This is a genomic window from Flavobacterium sp. UGB4466, assembly GCF_903469665.1.
GTDB classification, from domain to species: Bacteria; Bacteroidota; Bacteroidia; order Flavobacteriales; family Flavobacteriaceae; genus Flavobacterium; species Flavobacterium lipolyticum.
The window spans coordinates 43,765-62,981 of sequence record NZ_CAGKLC010000024.1 but is presented as its reverse complement, the minus strand read 5'-3'; the positions used below and the strand labels follow the sequence as shown (position 1 = coordinate 62,981).

Genomic DNA, 19,217 nt, shown 5'->3' with positions numbered 1-19,217 from the left:
CCTATCAGATCATCCGGCTGAATGTTGTAATTTTCTATTAGGTAATGCGCCAGCTGATTGGATCGTTCATTAAGCTCCCTGTAAGTCAGTTCTGTATCCTCAAAGACTATGGCGATGTTATCCGGTGTCTTTGCAACCTGTTCTTCAATTAAATCTACAATCGTCTTATCCTTCGGATAGGCTACTGTTGTATCATTAAAAGTGAAAAGCAGTTTGTGTTTTTCATCCTCACCTAAAACATGAATACTGTCTATATCATCACTACCAAAAATATAAAACTGATCAATAATTTTCAATAAGCTCTCGCCTAATACTCGTACTTCAGCATTGGTAAAATAATCTTCACGAAAGATAATTTCTAAAAACAAATCTTCCTCCCCTTTTTCCGCAAAGTCACAAATACTAAATTCTATTGGAGTTTTAGAATATGTAGCATCATTTTTAAAACCTTTTAAATCAAGTTCTGATTCATCGGTATTCAGTTTAAAATACCGATAATTTACACTGATATCAAACGGTTTAGATAAATTACTACTTTCAGAGAGAAGCATAGTATTAAAATGACTCACCGGAAATTGTTTATGACGATAGTCCTGACGTTGGTTTGTCTTAATATCAGCAAACAATTCTTTAAGACTGCAGTTTTCCAATTTTAAGCGACAAGGGATGAGTTTTGAAAATAGCCCCAAAGTTATTCGCTCCCCATGACTGGTTCTATTGTGAATGGGTATACTAAAATCAAAAAACTCTTGGCTGTACACTTTATTATAATACACCGCCAAAACAGCGATTAAAAAATCTTGCAAACCAATTTCCTGATTTGCACAAAATGTTCTTAATTTCTGCTGCTCTTCTGTACTGAAAAAGAATTGAACTGAATCAGTTTTAAATGAAGTAGTCTTTACTCTCTTTTGAAGAATAGATTCCTGAGACTGCGTAAATTTCCGTCTCCAATATTCTTTATCAGACTCATAACTCTTCGAATCCAAATAGTCCGTAGACTTTTCAACTTGCTCAAGATAGGATGGGTAACAGAACTCTTTTTTTTCTCCTGTTCTTAAAGCATGATACTTATCAAAGATATAGGACAAAAATACGTATGGTACTCCATATCCATCTGAAAATAAATGATGACAACCTATAGAGAACCAATACTTATCATGGCTGATTTTTATTAATACAAAATCGTATAAACTTCCGGCATAAATATCGAATGGTGTATTGATCCTTTCCTGAAGCCATTTTTTAACTAATTCTTCCGACCAAACTTCGCTTGAAAAATCTACTTCCGTAATTTGGATACTTAAATCCTCTTCCTGTAAATTAACAAATGGGGCATGATTCGAAAAATTCTTATATTTAAAAACATCAAATACATTTTTGGAACTTCTAACTGCTTCCTTAAACAATGCTATGTTTAAGTCGCCTTTGATTACAATATAGGTTCCTATATTATAATGAGGACTCTCAGAATCCAGCAATTGATCAAAATAAATTTCTTGTTGGTTTATTTTTAATTTATGCATTGTGGTATTGTTTTTTTTTAGATTTATGCATTAACCAAATAAACAAAAAAAAAACACAATTAACAAAAATTAACTTAAAAAAAGAACTGCGAAATTTGTCCGCCACCATTAGGAAATCATGTTGCGGATTCAGCCAAAAACTTAAGAAGTTTGCCTCTCAAATCAACGCACATAAGGATCAAGTAATCGGTGTTTAGCGAAGAGATGAGTTAGAACCGCCCTGAACTTTTCTTACCAACTGATATCCAAATTGTTCTGAATTTTTTAAAATAATAGATGCGCAAAAAACAGAACACCATACAGCCGGCCAACCGACTTTTCTACTCCTCTTAAAACATAAAATTACGACTCTTACTTACTAGTTATATCGTACAAGTTTTTTCCATTTTTCCGGTGCGTAAGTACAAAACCGAATTCTAAAAAAGTGAAATTTATGGAACATCTAACACTTTTCTCTCCAATATATGATTAGTAGAAACTTCATTTCAAAAAAAAACAACTATATATTGTCTCATAATTTTTAATTGTCTCGTCCTAAATTTATCGTACAGCAATTAAGATTAATTTTATTTCACTTACTTATTGCTTAAAGGCTTTTTATTACATAAAGGCATCATCAAAACTGGTGGGCACGCTTAAAATTACTTCAACTGTCAAATCTTTAAAGTAAAATCTATTACAAAAATCCGAACTGTTATCTTCCAGCCACCTATTGTCCGGATATCTCTTTGATAATGAAAGCTGCAGAAATCCTAAAAAATCATACCCAAATCCATCGATAAATTCTATTGGGTACAATACTTTTCGCCACTTAGATTCATCAAAAAGATATAAAGTTTGCAATAACGGCAGTGACACATAGGGTTTTTCATCGAAATATATGATATAAAAATCTTTATTATATCTGCCTTCAAGTGAATATCCAAGGTCTGTACGGAATTCCTCCATATAATCGGCATTTTCGCAAAATTTCAAATATTTTGCATTTTTTGTATGATCGCCCAATCTAATAAAATTTCCCTTCCCGAAATAAACAAAAGCCTCTCCTGTTACTACATTTTTTAGTTTAGTTTTTTGAAGTCGGACTTGTACCTGTCTCACAGATTCTTCATATTCAGTATCGGACATCTGCTCAATTTGATCCATAATCTCTTCTACGTGGCTTTTCCTCTTTTTATTTTGATAATAATATAAAAAAACAAGTGCAATGACAACAAATACTAAAATCAAAACTGTCTCTATCTCTTTTATACTAAATCCCATTAGCATGCCCCTTGGTTATTAACGTGCATTATTATGCAAAATTTCAAACTACTTTTCCTATAAAGGTATTAAATGCCGTTCAATAATAATCGAAATGAAAGAATTTGTAATGAACACTATCCTAAAAAAATAATGAATTAATGCTCTTCAAACTTACCAGACTAATTTTCCTGCCGCTTTTTTCCAATCAAGCCATGATACTATCAATTGTTTTTTAAGCTGATTCTGAAACAACTCCAGATTTTGCAATTTGATCTCTTTATCATTTAGTTCATTAAAGGATATTTGATCAAATTTATATCGGTCCTGGTAAATCATTACAATCTCTGAAGTTAGTTTACTGTTTTCACTCACTGTTTTTAGTTGTTCCAAAACATTAGCGTAAACAGTAACGGCATTTAAAGCATTGTATTTACTTTTATTAATATCCTCAGTAATTCTATCCGTATTTTGATTTTGCTGAAATTTTAACTGATCAATTCTTTTTGCTGTATTTTCTCCAAAAGAAAAAGGCAACTTTAGTGAGACACCAACATAACTATTTCCATACCAACTATTTTGCTGAAAAGGATTTAGGTTTTCTGTAAATTGATCGGCTCCTAAGTAACCATTAATAGTAATCAAGGGGCTATATTTAGTTCTTTCCAGCTTTTTCTTATTCTCTAATACTTCATTTTGCGTTTTCAAAATTTCAATTTGCGGCAATGCTTCAATTAGATTATCATCCAGATTACCAATACCTTCCTCTAGGCTGTATTTTTCTAATTTCACAGCAGAAGCAATCAAAGATTCACTTCCGATAACGTATAAGAAATACTGTTTCAAAACCAATACATTATTCACCGCATTGCGGTATTTTTGAACCGCATTATTGTGCGTCACTTTAGCATCGTTTACGTCTGTTTTTAAAACTCTTTTGTACTTGTATTTTTGATTAATAGTTTCCAGACTCAGTGCTGTACGTGCAGTATCGCCAACCGCTTCTTTTTCTTGCTCTTCTGCAACTACTATATTTAAATATACTTTTGAGACCTCATAAGTAAGTTCCAACTTTGCCTCTTTTTCATTTAAAGCAGCTAGTTTCTCCTGTAGTTTCGATTCGGCTATTAATTTTGAAATAGCCATATCCACTAAAGGTTGCTGCAATAAAACACCTGCGCTTTGAGAATAATTAGCTCCTAATTTTACCGGAACCATACCCTCTGAGGCTTGATGGGAATTAAATGCTTCAGCCGGCAAAACACTTGTAGCAATAATCGGATTGTACTGATAATTATAATTCAACGCTACTCTGGGCAAATATTTTGCATTTAATTCTTTTGTTCTTAATTGGTTGATTTTATACTCTTTTTCCAGTGAAGCTACTATTTTTCTATTCTTTTGTGCTGCTTCAATGGCTTTATCTAAGGTCCAGACCGTACTTTGTGCATTCATTTTAAAAAATCCTGACAACAGAAGACAGCTTATAAGACAGATATACCATACATTATTTTTCATTCTAACAACTTTTTAACCTCTAAATACAGAGGCAGGTTCTACATTTTTTATTCTTCTAATGGCAAACACAGCTCCGAAAAGCGAAATAGAGAAGGTAACGGTCAGAATTATGAAAAGTATTCCGGGACTAAAATCTATTACTATTCCCGATTGATACATTCCGTTCTTAAACCCCAATAAGAAAATAAAAGCAATCACAAATCCAACAATAGCAAACAAAGCAGCTTGTGTAAGTATTAATTTCCTAATATAGGAATCCGTTGCACCAATTGCTTTTAGCGTTCCATAATCCTTAATTCTGTCAAGTGCTGATGAATACATCGTTAATCCAATAATAAAAAAACCGGCAATAATGGCAAATCCTACTAAAGATCCTGTACTGGCACCTAAACCTGTAGAAGCCAAAACACTATTTATGGTTGCTGAACTCAAAGATGATGTCCGCCATGCTCTTACTCCATAAATAGAATTATTGATCTGATCGACAACCTGATCTACATCTTTCCCTTTTTTTACTTTTACCAATAAAGCACTCATAGCAGTAGAGGGAATATTACTGTAAAATCTTGCTCTGTCAATCGTAGTGTACATTAAATAACCACCCCAACCTCTTATGCCTTTTGTTTGTAAAGTAATTACTGCTCTTTTCCCATTGATTTCAAAACTGGTTCCAACATTTGATGAACCTCCAAAATTACTTCGGTCAAAATAATCTGCAGACACAGCTGCCTCCTGTACTAAATCTGAAAGTTCTCCTTGTACAACCTTTGCACTATCCGGACCTGCTTTAAAATAAGGAAATTCACTCCCAATAATATTTACAACAGCACTGGTTCCGTTAGGAAATTTTGCCTTTCCATTTGTTACAACCATTGGAAATGCCTCTTTCACTCCAGCCAAACTCTTGATTTCCTTTTCTTTTCTGGTATCTATCAAACTAAGCTGATTGGCATCTGTCGTTTTATTATCAACAACCCAAATATCAGCTGTTGTGTTTTTTACCAGCACACTCATTAGTCCTGTCAAAAAATTAAATGTCCCAATTTGTTGTCCAATGAGAAAAGTACTTATTACTATTCCAACCACTACTCCAATGCTTTTTGTTTTATCGAAACGAATAAACTTCCACGCTGTTTTAATACCAAATTTCATACTTAGTTATTATTTGTTTTCCTTTATAGATGGGATTCATTCCTCTATATTGGCATTTCCATTCTCTATGAACTTATTCCCTATCAGGCTTGTTTTTGATGCTTACTTATTTCGATACTTGAATAACACATTCAATCCGGGAATTAATTAAATATTTCGTTGGGTTGTTCAACAGGATTTTTATTTCCCGTACTCTTCTGTCTTCCTGATCTTCTGCTTTTTCAGAAAAAATAGATTTGCGTTTAAGTGCCAAAGACGCGAAAATAACCCTACCAGATCCAATAGTTGTATTGGAACCTATTTGACGAATAATGGCTTTCTGACCTTTTTTAACTTTGTCTGCAAACAGCTCATCAATTTCACAGGTAGCAACCAAATTACTTTTCGGAATAAAATCTGCAAAAGACTGATTGGGTGACAATGCCGCTCCTTTCGTTGCGTACATTGTCATAATTTGTCCATCGCCCGGTGCTTTTATCAAATATTGTTGCATCTCCCTGTTTGACACTTCCAGCTCTTGTTTAATTTCCTGAAGTCTGGAGTTTTCAACCAAAACCTTGCTTTTCAATTGTTCCAGATTTGTTTGAAAAATTTTAGTTTCTGTTTCAAGATTATCCACATTCTGTTTTGTTTCCGCGCCTTTTTCTTGTAAGTTTCTCAGTCGTTCTAATTCAATTTGTTTGTTTGCAACATTTATTTTCTGCTCTTTTAAATTCAATTGTGCTATGTTAACCTCAACTCTTTGTGTTTGAATTCGACTTTTTATCCGGGCGATTTTAGCATCCTGAACGGAATGATCCAATTCGATAATTAAATCATTTTTCCCAATTGTATCATTTTCCTTTTTATGGATAGCCAGAACAACACCACCCACTTCTGTTGCCAATAAAGACAATTTCTCCTCCGGTTCAACGCGTCCGATTCCTACAATATCCGATGAAAGAGCTTCTTTAGTAAAACCGGTCTGTCCCTGTTTTACTTCTTCTTTTTTATCACAGCTAAAAAAAAGAAGAGCCGTTATAGAAATTAAAATATATTTCATTCTTTATAATTTGATTAATTGATTCTTTATAAATGTGGTATTCTCATTTTCAGTCGCAATTCCACTATCTACATAAATAATTCTGTCTGCAAACTTCTTAAGCCGCATATCATGTGTAACCACAATTACACTTTTTCCATTTTGAGCAAGTTCTTTTAGTTCCTCCATTACTAAACCAACACTTTTTACATCTAATGCAGCCGTTGGTTCATCACAAAGCACAATTGGCGGATTGGTTACCAATGCCCGTGCAATCGAAACTCTTTGTTGCTGGCCCCCACTTAGCATTTTGGGTAAATTTTTCATTCTGTCTTTCATCCCCACTAATTCAAGAGCTTTTTCTGCTTTTTTCTTTGCCACGGGTTCACTTACCTTCATAAGCTGCAACGGCATCATTACATTTTCTAAAGAATTAAGTGGTGCTAAAAGATTAAAACTTTGAAATACGAAACCTATTTTATTCAATCTCAAAGCCGATAATTCCTTAGCCGAAAGCGCATTTACGTGTTGACCATCAATAAAAACATCTCCTTTTGTTGGATAAATAACACAGCCTAACAGCGATAATAGTGTAGTTTTCCCTGAACCCGAAGGACCAATTATTAAGGTGAGCTCCCGGGTTCTAAACTGAATAGTTGTTGCTTCCAGAGCCGTAATCAATGTATCACCGGTTTGATACTCCTTGCAAGCCCCCTTTAACTCTGCAATAACTTTTTTTTCAGAATTTATCTCTTCCATAATTTTATGTCATGATTTAAGTTTGCCTGGTAATGCCAGTCATTTGATAAAAGACAGACTCTTTTAAACTAAAATTTCAAAAATCCTTAGTAAAGATTTATTTTAATAGTAGCGTCATTATTTAAGATATAAACAGAACAATCCTGAAATGTTGGTGCCCCGCCATCCGGTATAAAATTCGTACTGTTCCCTACAGGCTCTTTAGGCATCCCCAGCCAGTTACTGTTTAGTTTTCCATTATTATCCAAATCCTGATAAACCGTAATTGCGTAAGTCCCTCTTGGCAAATCAATTTGAAACTTCATCGTTTCCTGATTCACTTTTTGAACTTTGGTAAAGCAGGCTCGCTTGAGAAAATTTTCTTTTTTATCATATACATTTAGTACAACAGCTCCTTTACCTTTTTGAACATTGTGTACATCAACATTCGTTTTTACCTGCTGTGCATTAGTAAAATAAGATACTCCCAATAGAAGAATGCTTAAAATAGATTTTTTCATTTTGTCTTTAATTTTATAATTTTTAATATGATTCTGTTTGTGTACCTACTTCCCAAAACGATAACTGAGCATCATTTTTACATAAGGCGTTTCTTTTGCTTTGTAATTGCTAATGGTGTCATTATTAGAATTAAAAAGTGTGTATTTGTTGGCAAATCCTAAACCTCCCTGGAGTTGTAACCAAAAGCCATCAAAAAGACGTTGATTAATTTGCAAACCGCCATGGATGGCCGAAAACTGAGCATAATCGATCTCTTCTCCCTGATCATTCTTGTAGTTTTGTAAATTGTGAAGTGTCCAGTCAATCGAGCCGGCCAGACCAACTTGGGTACTACTGCCGAGATTTCTAAAAACATTTACCCTTGGCCAGTATATTTGAGCAAGCCACTTACCATTATTGCTCTTATAATCCAGAGATACGGCAGGTGTTATTAAAAACTTGCCAAAAGCATACATAACATGAGGGCCAATTCCGATTTCCAGATTGGACTTTTCTCCAAACTTTCTCGAAACTCCAAAAATGCCATCGAAAACCATATCATTCATCGAAAACGAATTTTTAAAGTCAGAAGCAATTGTAGGTATCAAGACTCCAAAAGCGGCCCATCTTTTTCCTATAGGATGCCGCACAACAATGGTGGGTTTAATTTCGTTTATCTTCGTGATGTAATTCGGACTAATTTCAATATCCCGGTCAAATGTGAAGTCTAAAACACGGTAGTTGACCGTTCCAAGAATACGTGTTTTTCCAATTTTAAAAGGTGGTATTGGCAACCAAAAATCGTAAGTATTGTATTTGAATTTATTCCCATAGTACAGATCTACAGTTGACAAATTCTTAAAGTTAGTTCTCCCGTGTACAGTAATGCTCATCCCGGCACCATCTGTAATTAATTGAGCATAAAACTTATTTGGAAAACAAAAAAACAAGGTTACTAAAACGAATGACAGTACTTTTTTCAAAATAACATTTATTAAATTTAAACACACAAGCTGTATCAGCCCTCTAAGATTTTCTTAGGGCAAAGTTGCAGTTAAAACAATAATTGTTACTAGGATTTAGTTTGCCGTTACTCGGACAAATCTTGCTTTAATGAATTTCGGTACTGAGAAGGAGTCGTACCTGTTATTTTTTTGAAAAGGCGTCCAAAATAAGAAGGATCTTCGTAATTCAAGGCAAAAGCAATTTCTGAAATATCTTTAGTCAAATCTTGCAAAAGTATCTGGCTTTGTAGAATACTAACATTGTTTATCCACTCTTTCGGAGCTATTCCGGTGGTTTGCTTGATGCATCTATTGAGATAATTTACAGAAATTTTTAATTTATCGGCATAAAAGGTTACTGACTTATTCTCTGTATGGTGTTTATAGACCAGCTCTTTAAAAGAAAAAGTGATCTCATTGTTGCGATGTATTGTTTTATTCCGTTCTTTATTTGAAAAAAGAATTTTCTGGAAAGCCGCCTGCATGAGCGAATAACAAATTTCAATATTGGAATTTTCATTGCGAAATTCCTGGCTTAATAAACCAAACAAAGAATTAAGCCATATACTGGTCTCTTTAGGCAATTTAAGAACCGAATTGGCGGCAAAAATCTGTATTAGCTCCTGTTTCGATAAAATATGATTCAGGACACGCTCCTCAAACAAAATAAAATGTCCCGTTATCATCTGATCAATTTCTTTCATTGCGGTAATATGTCCCTGTTTTACAAACAAAACATCATTTTCATTTATGGATATCACTTCCTTGTCGACTTGCTGTTTGGCATAACCTCTGGTAACATGAACCATAAAATTATAATCAGGTCTAAAAAGCGGGGTCGGAATCTGGATATACTCGGTTGTAGTATTTAAATCATATATCTGTAAGGGAGATTTTAAGAAATCAAAGTCGAGAGAAGCATCAGACATAAATTGCTTTGGAAATTCTTCTGATGAAATAATTTTAATACTCTTACTCATACTTAAAACTTAGAGATTGAGCTACAAACATAAGAAATGGTTCGATTACATCTGTAGAATATAACCAATTAAAATTATCCTATTCACAAATACTAGATAAGACTGGAGTTGCCTTCAATTTTGTTACACTCTACAAAGTCTACCTCACAGGCGCTGCGCATTCTATGATAAAAAACAAATAAAATCATTAAAAATTAAAATCAAAATCTAATGTCGTATTGATTTCCTGCTCTAATTTGTTGTCTATTTCTACCATCTTAATTAAAGGATTAACAACAATATCATTTAGCATTTTACCAAATTCTGATACAATCATTTGTATGGTATCTTCCTCAAACAAATCAGAATTGTAATCGATAGTTCCTTTTAACTGATGTTTACTTTCAAACAAGTTAAACACGATAGGAATTCTACTGAATTTGCTTTCGATTGCATAAGATGTTAATTTCAACTCATCTAATTCAATGCTGTTTTCAAAATTAAATTCGGGGTTTTGATAGACTAACATCAGATCAAAAATATCCGACGCTATTTTGTCAAATGGCAGATCCTGATAATTGTTTATTTCCAATAGGTTATGATTAACCTTCTCCCATACATCTGTAAAAGTTTGTTCTGCTTTTATTTGAGTTCTTAACACCAGAGTTTTCACAAACATTCCGATTTGATTGTTTAACTCATAGCTATTTCTTCCTGAATTTACGGTACCAATACATATATCCGAATGCCTGGATAGTTTATAAATTAAAACATTGAGTGAAGCCACTAAAAGGGTATAGAAAGTCATTTGCTTTTCGGCAGCAAATTGTTTTAAAAGAAGCGTAACTTCTTCTGTAAGCTCAAATGATAATTTACGTCCATTTTGTTTATTATTCTGAATACTAAAATCCCTGTCAAATGAATTTTTAGGTGTATAGTTTTGAAGATAATTTTTCCAAAACAACTCATTTTTAGATTGATTTTCTTTTATTGTTTTATTAAACCACTCCGAATAATCTTTAAATTGAAGTTGTAGACTGTTCTCTTGTGTTCGATTTTGAGTACTTTGATTATAGTTTTGGATAAATTCTTTGATAAAAATTTCCAGTGACAAACCATCCATCATAATGTGATGTGTCGAAAAAAGGAGTAAATGTTGATTCGTTTCTAAGGGTAGCAATTGAGCTCTTATCAACATGTCTTTTTCTAAATCAAATTCAGTATTACATAATCGATCGATCACTTCTTCGATGGAATCATTTTTTAATTGATGTACAACAATTTCAAACCTGTTTTTTTCCGGAGCATTGATTTTTTGATACGGAATTCCATCAATTTCGATAAAGTTGGTTCTTAGAATTTCATACTTTTCAATGATTTGATTGATGGACCGGTTCACTTTAGCTGTATCTATAATTCCCTCAATAGTATAGCCGGCAGACATATTATAAGCAATCGAATTCTTTGTTTGTTGAGAAGCCAGCCAAATGGTATATTGAGCAGGAGTCAAATGATATAAATCTTTGATTTCAGCTAAAGGTATGGCATTCGATTGGGTTGGCTTTAATTCTTGTAAATAAACAGCCAGTGCTTTTATGGTAGGAAAATCAAAAATCGTTTTTAAAGTAATCTCTACATAAAGGTTTCGGGAAATTAATCCAATCAATTTTACCGCATTCAAAGAATGACCTCCAAGTGCAAAAAAGTTATCCGTTACACTTATGGCTTCTTTTGTATTTAATACTGTTGCCCAATAGTGTGATAGTTTTATTTCTAAATCGGAAACAGGTTCTTTAAAATGATCTTCGTTTGTATTATACTGAATCTCTCTTTGTGACAACGATTTTCTATCTACTTTTTGATTGGGCGTAAGCGGAAATTCTTCCAGTGGAATAATTGCATTCGGAATCATATAATACGGAAGTGTCTTTTTCAATTGATTCGTAATTTCAATTGTATCGATGAACTCTTGATTTTTCAAAACATAAGCTATTAAAAAAGCTTCTTGTTGTGCTCCTTTTTTAGCAATGACAACAGTATCTTTAATTGCAGCTATTTGATTTAATTGCGACTCGATATCGCCCAATTCTATTCGATAACCTCTAATTTTTACCTGATTGTCATTTCGCCCTAAAAATTCTATTTCTCCATTGTAATTCCATTTTCCAACATCTCCCGTTTCGTAGCACAAAGTATTCGCATCAAAAGGATTTTGGATGAATTTTTCTTTGGTTAATTCCTTGTTTTTATAATATCCCAGTGCCAATCCATCGCCAGCAATATAAAGGGCTCCCGGAATTCCTATCGGTTTTGGATCTAAAAATGCATCCAAAATATAGAATTGCGTATTGTTGATGGGTTTACCAATAGTGGAGGCTTGCGAGGGGCGCTCTATTTTTTTTACACTAGACCAAATAGTCGTTTCGGTTGGTCCGTACATATTCCATACTGCGGAACTATGGCTGATTAGTTTTTGGGCTAATGATTCGCTTAACAAATCGCCGCCACATAATACTTTTAATTGTTTATCGCCCTGCCAGTTAGCATTGAATAACATTTGAAAAAAACTTGGTGTGGCCTGGATGATTGTGGGTTTGAGTTCTTCTAATTTTCTAATGATTAAATTAGAATCAGATAACAAATTCTGGTCAGCAATACATAAAGTCGCTCCTGAAATTAAGGGTGCGAAAAATTCTAATATAGAAATATCAAAAGAATACGTTGTTACCGAAAATAAAATGTCATTTTCATTTATTCCGGGTAGCTGCTGCATACTGGTTAAGAAATTAAGCAATGACCGATGCCCAATTTCAACTCCTTTTGGATTCCCTGTTGAACCTGAGGTGTAGATAATGTAGGCTGCATCTTGTGGGGATACGTTTTGAAAGGCTGTTGCTTGCAGTTCCCCAATTTCATCAAGAATATGTTCTAATGCTATGGTCTTTACCTGTTCTATCCCCTCAATTTCATCATTATTTTCGTTAATAATGATGCTGGTTTGACTATGGGCCACAATATAGTTTAAACGGTCTTTTGGAAAAGCAGGATCTAATGGAATATAAGATCTGCCCGTTTTTAAAATACCTAACAAAACAGCAATCATATTAGCAGAGCGCCCTAACAAAACAGCAATTGGCGCTTTATCTTCCGGACAAAATTTTGAAATAATGTACGCTGCTATCTGGCTGGATAGTTTATCCAGTTCGCTATAAGAATATGATTTTGTCTCCCCTTTTACCGCAATTTTTTCAGGTACTCTTTTAACTTGTTCCTGAAATAAATCCAGTATCGTTTTATCTTTTGGATACCCAACTTTTGTACGGTTAAAATCAAATATTACTTGTTGCTTTTCTTCTTTGGTTAAATAGGTTAACTCTTTTAGCTTTTTATCTGAATTATATAAAACAGCATGAACCAACTTTTCAAAATGATTGACCACTTGTGTGATGCTTACCTCATCAAAATAATTCAAATTATAGTCAAAATCAATTTTCACATCTTCTGATTCGTCAAATTCTCTTATGTATAAAGCCAGAGCTACTCTTTCTGATTGATGACTTAATGGAATTACTTTGGTTTGTGTGTTTTTAAAATGAGCGGAATAATTTTGTTTTTCGTAAGAAAGTGTGATATTAAACAATCGCTCTTTTTGGCTGTACAACTGCAATTCCTGAATTAACTTTCCTAACGGGAATCGCTGATGGCGATAATCATGTTTTAACTGATTTTTGATATCAATTATTAAATCCTGAAAAGTCGCTTCAAAATCCAATGACATTCTCAGAGGAGAAATTCCCATAAAAAGCCCGACCGTTTTTTTATAGGCAGCTTTACTTCTGTTTAAAACGGGTAAGCCAATAGCAAAATCGTTGTTTTCGTGTTTTCTGCCAAAATAGGTATATAAAATTCCTAAAATTAAAGCAAAAGTAGAACATTTAGAGCTTGTGGCTAGTTCATTTAATTGGTTGTAAACCGCTCTTGTAATAACCAGTTCTTTACGGCTGCTTTTGTTTATTTGCAAACGGTCATCTAACTTATCGAATAAATTCTCCGGTAATGGTTTGAATTTTTGAGACCAGTATTTTAAATCTTGCTTCAATGATTCTGAATTTTGATATTCGAAATCATCTTCTTCAAAGTCTTTGTAACTAAATGGATAATCGGAAATAATTGCGCCAAATTCAGAAATCTCATTGTAGTTCTGAACCAATCTTTGAAACATTAATGAAGTTCCCCAGCCATCGGTTATAATATGATGGTACACCGAGAATAAATAGTAAAAATCGTCCTGAACTTTCACTAAAGTAAAAATATGCAAAAGGCTTCCTTTTACTAAATCAAAAGGTTTCATAAATTCCTTTTGCATATAGAGATTTGCTTCCTCAGTTGGATTTTCAAAGTCTGAAAAATCAATAAACCCCAACTCCGATTGATGGTCTGCTAGTATTTGAATACCAACATTTTCTTCCTTTTTTACAATAACACTTCTATAGGCATCGTGCTGATCAATCAATGCAACATAGGCTCTTTTGAATATTTCTATGTTTACTTGACCTTTAATTTCGATTTTAGCCCCAATATTGTAAACAGGCTCATTAGGAAATAATAATTGTTCGAAGTAAATATCTTGTTGGGGCAATGTCAGTTTCATGAATATTCTTTTTATAGTAGTTCCATAACATTATCAGTCACTTTTTCATCCATAATTGCATGGCTGTAATCCAGTTTTTAGGATTCTATCGGCCTATTTAAAAAGGCATCAGCATGGATAACTGCGATAATCGTTTTGCTTCTTCTTTCGGTTTTGGCAATACGTTTTCCTAAAAATTACAACGTTTGTCCGATACGCTTATCTTGTGATAATTCATAGAAATATTTGGCTATCCCGATATCAAAAATCGCCATCCCCATAGGACAGAACATTATGGTGTCGTTTGCTTTTATAGTTTTTCTTAATTTTCCGGATAAGACATCCGTGATTATAAGGACATCTTCTTCAAGCAGTCCTTTTGTCTGGTGCATCATTTCAATATCGGTGTTTTCGCGGCACACTTCGTCCCAATTATCAACAATCACGCAGTCAATAAAATCATAAACATCGGCCTCATAATCTCTTAATGAAACATTGAGTTGCAATGAACCCTTTGGAGGTGGAAGATTGATGTATCGTTTTGACGAAGCCGTACAGGTAATAAAAATTTTTGAGTTTAAATAGGCTTGTTCCCAATCGTTTACGACTACGATCTTGTGTTTCCATTTTTCAGGCAGCGACTCTGCGTCAATTGGATTGATATCGTAGACATAAACTTTGTCAATGATATCTTCATGCAAAGTAAAAATCATCTCGAGATGCATTCTCCCGATTGGTCCTAAACCAATAATACCAAAATTTATTTTCTCCTTAATTTCTACTGCTTCCCTGTAGCTTTTTATGATCGCACCAGTAACTGCCGATGTACGTATGGCCGAGACCATGGGCGTATTTATCACCGATATGGGCACACCGGTATCGGCATTATTCAGGATAATAACTGAATTGGCCCTCGGCAGATTATTTTTTATATTGTCAGGAAAGCTGGCGATCCATTTTATGCCCGAAATATTATAGTCGCCCCCTACATAAGCCGGCATAGCGATTATTCTGTTTTTTAAATCTTTATATCTAAGGTATGGTTTTATAGGTTGTGCGTAATCCTTTTTTTCTAACAGGAGAACAGTATCTTCAATAACCTGAATAATTTCATTCCAGTCATTCCCTATTTCCAATATGTTTTGTTCATTAATGTATTTCATAAGAAGTTTGTTGAAAGCATTTATAATCTATTAATTCCAGGTAATCATCGCCGGAATCGGGTATAATGACCAGGCAATTCTGTTTGTTTTCAGAATTTTCAATATTTTGTAAGGCGGCATAAAAAGCTGCTCCTCCGGAAGCACCAGCCAGGATGCCGTACTCATGGAAAAGCTTTTGGCAGCCGCTTATGATTTCCTCTTCACTTAAAATAACATGATCGTGTATGTCTGCCAGGGCAATAAAATCAGATGTTTTGCTGGCACCAATGCCCGGTAGTTTGCGTTCTTTGGTTATGGTAGAAAAAATCAGCGAGCCTTCAATATCTACCGCTATAATCTTTATTCCTGGAAAATACTTCTTGATATGCTGTGATAATCCGGTGACTGTAGCTCCTGAACTCACAGAGATAAAAATATAATCTATTTGATCAATTTGATCTTTTATCTCCTCCATCATGGCATTATAAGCCAGGTAACAATTCTTGTTTTTATATTGGTTGGGCTGGAAAGAGTTTTTATTTTCTTCAAGATAGTTTTTGATAAATTTTATTCTGTTCAGTAAATAATTACCGGTCTCGTCTTTTTGTGTGATCTGAACAATGTGACTGCATAGTAGTTCCAGCTTTTTCTTTTTGTATAAAGAGATGCACGGATCTATAACCGGTATAAACTTCAGGTCCAGTTTTCTGCAGATCAAAGCGAGCGCTATCCCAAAATTTCCCGAAGTAGATTCGATTACAACTGTGTCTTCATTGATTGAACCATCAAGAATTGCTTCTTCTATTACTTTAAATGCGGATCGCATTTTTATACTACCACCAAGTTGATAGTATTCTACTTTTATAAAAATATTCTTCTCCGCGCATATATTATACAAAGGAGTATTTCCAATAAGTTTTTTTAGTTTGTACAGTTTGTCTAATAATGTATTCATCGATTAGGTTTTGTGTTTTTTTGCAATGCAGATATAAGACAACGGATAGGAAAGTTCTTTTTGTTCCAGGTCTTCTTTTAAATTTGATATATCATTAGCATATTCAAATAATTTGTAAAGTGACAGCCCATTATCAGCAATGGCATTGAATAGGTCGGAGAACGTATAATTAAAACTATAGTTTGCGCTTCCTGTATATTCTGTTTTTCCTAAATAATCCAGGCCACCTTCCTCTTTTAATGGTTCTTTTCTAAAATAATTTTCTTCTTCCGAAAGTTTCATATCCTCATCGATAAGCCAGCTAAAAGGATGTTGTTCCTGAATCACCAGAAATCCTTCAGGAGATAATACTTTTGAGATTTTTTTGATGATCTGATTCAAATCGGGCAGCCAGACCAGGGCACCTACTGTCATTAATACGATATCAAATTTTTCGCTTTCTATAATCTCGTCCATTTCATAAACATCATAAACATGGAATGTACAGTCAAGACCCAGTTGGTCGTTTAGAAAACGTGCCGAATCGATCGCTTCGTCAGAGATATCGATACCGACACATTTGCCGGCATTCATTTTTTTTAATGAGATCAGTTCTTCACCGTCGTTACAACACAGCTGAAGTATCGATTTGTTTTGGAATGTTATTTTATTTAATACTTCCAGAAGGTTCTCATCCAAAGTACTAAAGTCCTCTAAAGTGAATTTGCTTTTATATCTCTTTTTAAAATCCTGATGTATCGGGTTCACCTCATTCCATGCAATCCTGTTTGCTTCGGTATATTTTTTATAATCCATCTTGTGTATAATTTTTTGATTATTAGGAGTTCTTTTTTAAACATTCCTTTAAAAGCACTGGCGAAAAATAATGGTTTAACGCCAGTACTTCTTCTGTGATTTTTTTTCTGAATACGGATTTCCACTATTGACTATTAATTCGTTATCAATAGTAGTATCGCTGTACTGCTTTCACTTATCTCATCGCTTCTTTTAAAGCAGTACCCGAGTTCCACCAACACGATTAACTACTTCTGCAATAGACGCATAGCCCTACAAAGATACATTCAATAGTTGTGGAATCTTTTTCAAAATTTTTATTCTCAGCATCAAAAAGATTACACTTTTTCCAGATTATCCTGTTTGTTTAAAATAAAATTCCCCATAACCAAATAATCAATATTGGATTTCAAAAAAGTTTTTATCGCATCCTCAGGAGTACAAACAATTGGTTCCCTATCGTTAAAAGAAGTGTTTAAAACCATTGGGATACCAGTTAGTTTATAGAATTCTGATATTAACCCATGATATTTTGGATTGGTTTTCTGATTAACCGCCTGTATTCTCGAAGTCCCGTCAACATGCACTACTGCCGGTATAAGTTCTTTTTTATTGGTTAAAGCCGGATAAGCCATAAGCATGTACTCGGATACAGGTGTGCTTTTTTTAATGTCAAACCAGTTTTCTGTTTCTTCCGACAAAACACTTGGGCAAAATGGTCTGTGATCTTCCCGGTGTTTTACTATTGAATTGAGTTTTTTAATCATATGGAAATTTCTCGGATCTGCCAAAAGGCTTCTGTTTCCAAGCGCCCGGGGTCCAAATTCCATTGCTCCCTGAAACCATCCAATAATATTACCTGCTTTAATAAGTTCTGCAGCTTTCACTTCTATGTCTTCCACATGTGAATACACCAGATTTCTCTTGGACATTTCATTGTGTATTTCTTCGGTTGTAAATGAAGGCCCTAAGAACGTATTGTCCAAAACCAATCCTTCTAAATTACCTTCTGATTCTATATTTAGTTTTAAAGCCGCTCCCAATGCCGTTCCCGCATCATTTGCTGCCGGCTGTATAAAAATGTTTTTGAATTTACTATTTTCAAAAGCTATGGTGTTGGCAACACAGTTTAAAGCTACACCACCCGCAACACAAAGATTTTCAGATTTTGTTTCTTCAAAAAGCCTGTCGGTAACTTTTACAATAATATCGGTTGTCCACTTTTGCAGAGCAGCAGCAATATCCTTGTGTACCTCTTCTAATTCATCTAATGTTTCTCTTTTTTTAATGTTGAATAACTTTTCTAACTTAGAATAATCTTCAACTCTGAAGCACAGTACCTCATTGTCCAGTTCAAAAATAGTTTGATCATTGATGGAAATTATCTTACTGAATTCCTCTTCGAATGTTAAAGGATTTCCGAACGACGCTACGCTCATTACTTTACACGCATCGTATTCTGAAAAGCCTAAAAATTTAGAAATTTTCTCCCATAAAAACCCAATTGAATTAGGATAGGCAATTTGTTGTACTACATCAATATTTTTACCATGTCCGTAGGCAAGGGTGGTCGATTCAAATTCGCCGATTCCATCAATAGAAAGTATGGCCGCATCACTAAACGGAGAGGGATAGTATGCTGATGCACAATGCGCTATCGCATGTTCGATAAAGCTAAACTGTCCTTTGAACCCCATTTCCTGAAGTTTTTGAGGAATTTGTGTTAATTTATCATAGAATAACTTTTCGCCATCCTCACAACCCCAGTTGTTTGGTACGAAACGATCTTCTGAAGGGATGTTTTCTAATCTTCTTTCAGGTTTAAATGAAAACCCTATTAAAGAAACATCTTCTAAACTTATCCCCCCCATCTCGAGACATTTGTTTATCGCAAGAATTGGCAGTTCATCCGGATTGTCAATTTTTGATTCTTTTGCATGTTTGACTCTTGAGAGTCTTTCTTCTTCAATAGCCGCCACTACTTTGTTATCAATTATCAAGCATGCCGCTGATTCATGGTATACACAATTTATTCCTAAAATAATATTTCTCATA

14 protein-coding genes are annotated in these 19,217 nt (G+C 34.1%); all 14 read right to left on the bottom strand.

Going from position 1 to position 19,217, the window contains the following annotated elements; translation table 11 throughout:
* Positions 1-1,526 (bottom strand): condensation domain-containing protein (locus JO950_RS08830; protein ID WP_202702309.1); only part of this gene is annotated, 1,526 nt, incomplete at its 3' end.
* A gap of 600 nt (positions 1,527-2,126) precedes the next feature.
* A complete protein-coding gene (locus tag JO950_RS08825; protein ID WP_202702308.1) occupies positions 2,127-2,789 on the bottom strand; it encodes a hypothetical protein in 663 nt (220 codons plus the stop codon).
* A gap of 153 nt (positions 2,790-2,942) precedes the next feature.
* Positions 2,943-4,286, bottom strand: coding sequence for a TolC family protein (locus JO950_RS08820; protein WP_202702307.1), 1,344 nt, complete (start codon positions 4,284-4,286; stop codon positions 2,943-2,945).
* Between the two features lie 12 nt (positions 4,287-4,298).
* Positions 4,299-5,438: an FtsX-like permease family protein gene (locus tag JO950_RS08815; protein WP_202702306.1), complete on the bottom strand. Its 1,140-nt coding sequence runs from the start codon at positions 5,436-5,438 to the stop codon at positions 4,299-4,301.
* A 106-nt stretch (positions 5,439-5,544) separates the two neighbouring features.
* The gene (locus JO950_RS08810) at positions 5,545-6,480 is read right to left on the bottom strand and encodes an HlyD family secretion protein (RefSeq protein ID WP_202702305.1); all 936 of its coding nucleotides are present in this window, start codon (positions 6,478-6,480) and stop codon (positions 5,545-5,547) included.
* 3 nt (positions 6,481-6,483) lie between these two features.
* Positions 6,484-7,218 carry an ABC transporter ATP-binding protein gene (locus JO950_RS08805; protein ID WP_202702304.1) on the bottom strand — a complete coding sequence of 245 codons (735 nt, stop codon included), beginning with the start codon at positions 7,216-7,218 and terminating at the stop codon, positions 6,484-6,486.
* A gap of 86 nt (positions 7,219-7,304) precedes the next feature.
* Complete coding sequence (locus JO950_RS08800) at positions 7,305-7,718, bottom strand: DUF2141 domain-containing protein (protein WP_202702303.1); 414 nt, start codon at positions 7,716-7,718, stop codon at positions 7,305-7,307.
* Positions 7,719-7,763: 45 nt separating this feature from the next.
* Positions 7,764-8,681, bottom strand: coding sequence for a DUF6268 family outer membrane beta-barrel protein (locus tag JO950_RS08795; RefSeq protein ID WP_230001502.1), 918 nt, complete (start codon positions 8,679-8,681; stop codon positions 7,764-7,766).
* Positions 8,682-8,788: 107 nt separating this feature from the next.
* Positions 8,789-9,682 carry an AraC family transcriptional regulator gene (locus tag JO950_RS08790; protein WP_202702301.1) on the bottom strand — a complete coding sequence of 298 codons (894 nt, stop codon included), beginning with the start codon at positions 9,680-9,682 and terminating at the stop codon, positions 8,789-8,791.
* A gap of 187 nt (positions 9,683-9,869) precedes the next feature.
* Positions 9,870-14,312, bottom strand: coding sequence for a non-ribosomal peptide synthetase (locus JO950_RS08785; protein WP_202702300.1), 4,443 nt, complete (start codon positions 14,310-14,312; stop codon positions 9,870-9,872).
* Between the two features lie 176 nt (positions 14,313-14,488).
* Entirely contained in the window at positions 14,489-15,454 is a 966-nt protein-coding gene (locus JO950_RS08780; protein ID WP_202702299.1) for a 2,3-diaminopropionate biosynthesis protein SbnB, read from the bottom strand.
* Positions 15,441-16,388 (bottom strand): cysteine synthase family protein, encoded by a 948-nt coding sequence (locus tag JO950_RS08775; RefSeq protein WP_202702298.1) that lies wholly within the window; start codon positions 16,386-16,388, stop codon positions 15,441-15,443. The genes JO950_RS08780 and JO950_RS08775 overlap by 14 nt, the downstream gene beginning before the upstream one ends.
* 3 nt (positions 16,389-16,391) lie before the next feature.
* On the bottom strand, positions 16,392-17,183 hold the full coding sequence (locus tag JO950_RS08770; RefSeq protein WP_202702297.1) for a bifunctional 2-polyprenyl-6-hydroxyphenol methylase/3-demethylubiquinol 3-O-methyltransferase UbiG: 792 nt from the start codon (positions 17,181-17,183) through the stop codon (positions 16,392-16,394).
* Positions 17,184-17,500: 317 nt separating this feature from the next.
* Positions 17,501-19,216: a carbamoyltransferase C-terminal domain-containing protein gene (locus JO950_RS08765; protein WP_202702296.1), complete on the bottom strand. Its 1,716-nt coding sequence runs from the start codon at positions 19,214-19,216 to the stop codon at positions 17,501-17,503.
* Position 19,217 lies beyond the last annotated feature (1 nt).

Bases quoted from the DNA above. Each gene is read 5' to 3' on its own strand.
- JO950_RS08825 (WP_202702308.1), bottom strand. From the start codon at position 2,789: ATGGGATTTAGTATAAAAGAGATAGAGACAGTTTTGATTTTAGTATTT.
- JO950_RS08820 (WP_202702307.1), bottom strand. From the start codon at position 4,286: ATGAAAAATAATGTATGGTATATCTGTCTTATAAGCTGTCTTCTGTTG.
- JO950_RS08815 (WP_202702306.1), bottom strand. From the start codon at position 5,438: ATGAAATTTGGTATTAAAACAGCGTGGAAGTTTATTCGTTTCGATAAA.
- JO950_RS08810 (WP_202702305.1), bottom strand. From the start codon at position 6,480: ATGAAATATATTTTAATTTCTATAACGGCTCTTCTTTTTTTTAGCTGT.
- JO950_RS08805 (WP_202702304.1), bottom strand. From the start codon at position 7,218: ATGGAAGAGATAAATTCTGAAAAAAAAGTTATTGCAGAGTTAAAGGGG.
- JO950_RS08800 (WP_202702303.1), bottom strand. From the start codon at position 7,718: ATGAAAAAATCTATTTTAAGCATTCTTCTATTGGGAGTATCTTATTTT.
- JO950_RS08790 (WP_202702301.1), bottom strand. From the start codon at position 9,682: ATGAGTAAGAGTATTAAAATTATTTCATCAGAAGAATTTCCAAAGCAA.
- JO950_RS08785 (WP_202702300.1), bottom strand. From the start codon at position 14,312: ATGAAACTGACATTGCCCCAACAAGATATTTACTTCGAACAATTATTA.
- JO950_RS08780 (WP_202702299.1), bottom strand. From the start codon at position 15,454: ATGAAATACATTAATGAACAAAACATATTGGAAATAGGGAATGACTGG.
- JO950_RS08775 (WP_202702298.1), bottom strand. From the start codon at position 16,388: ATGAATACATTATTAGACAAACTGTACAAACTAAAAAAACTTATTGGA.
- JO950_RS08770 (WP_202702297.1), bottom strand. From the start codon at position 17,183: ATGGATTATAAAAAATATACCGAAGCAAACAGGATTGCATGGAATGAG.
- JO950_RS08765 (WP_202702296.1), bottom strand. From the start codon at position 19,216: ATGAGAAATATTATTTTAGGAATAAATTGTGTATACCATGAATCAGCG.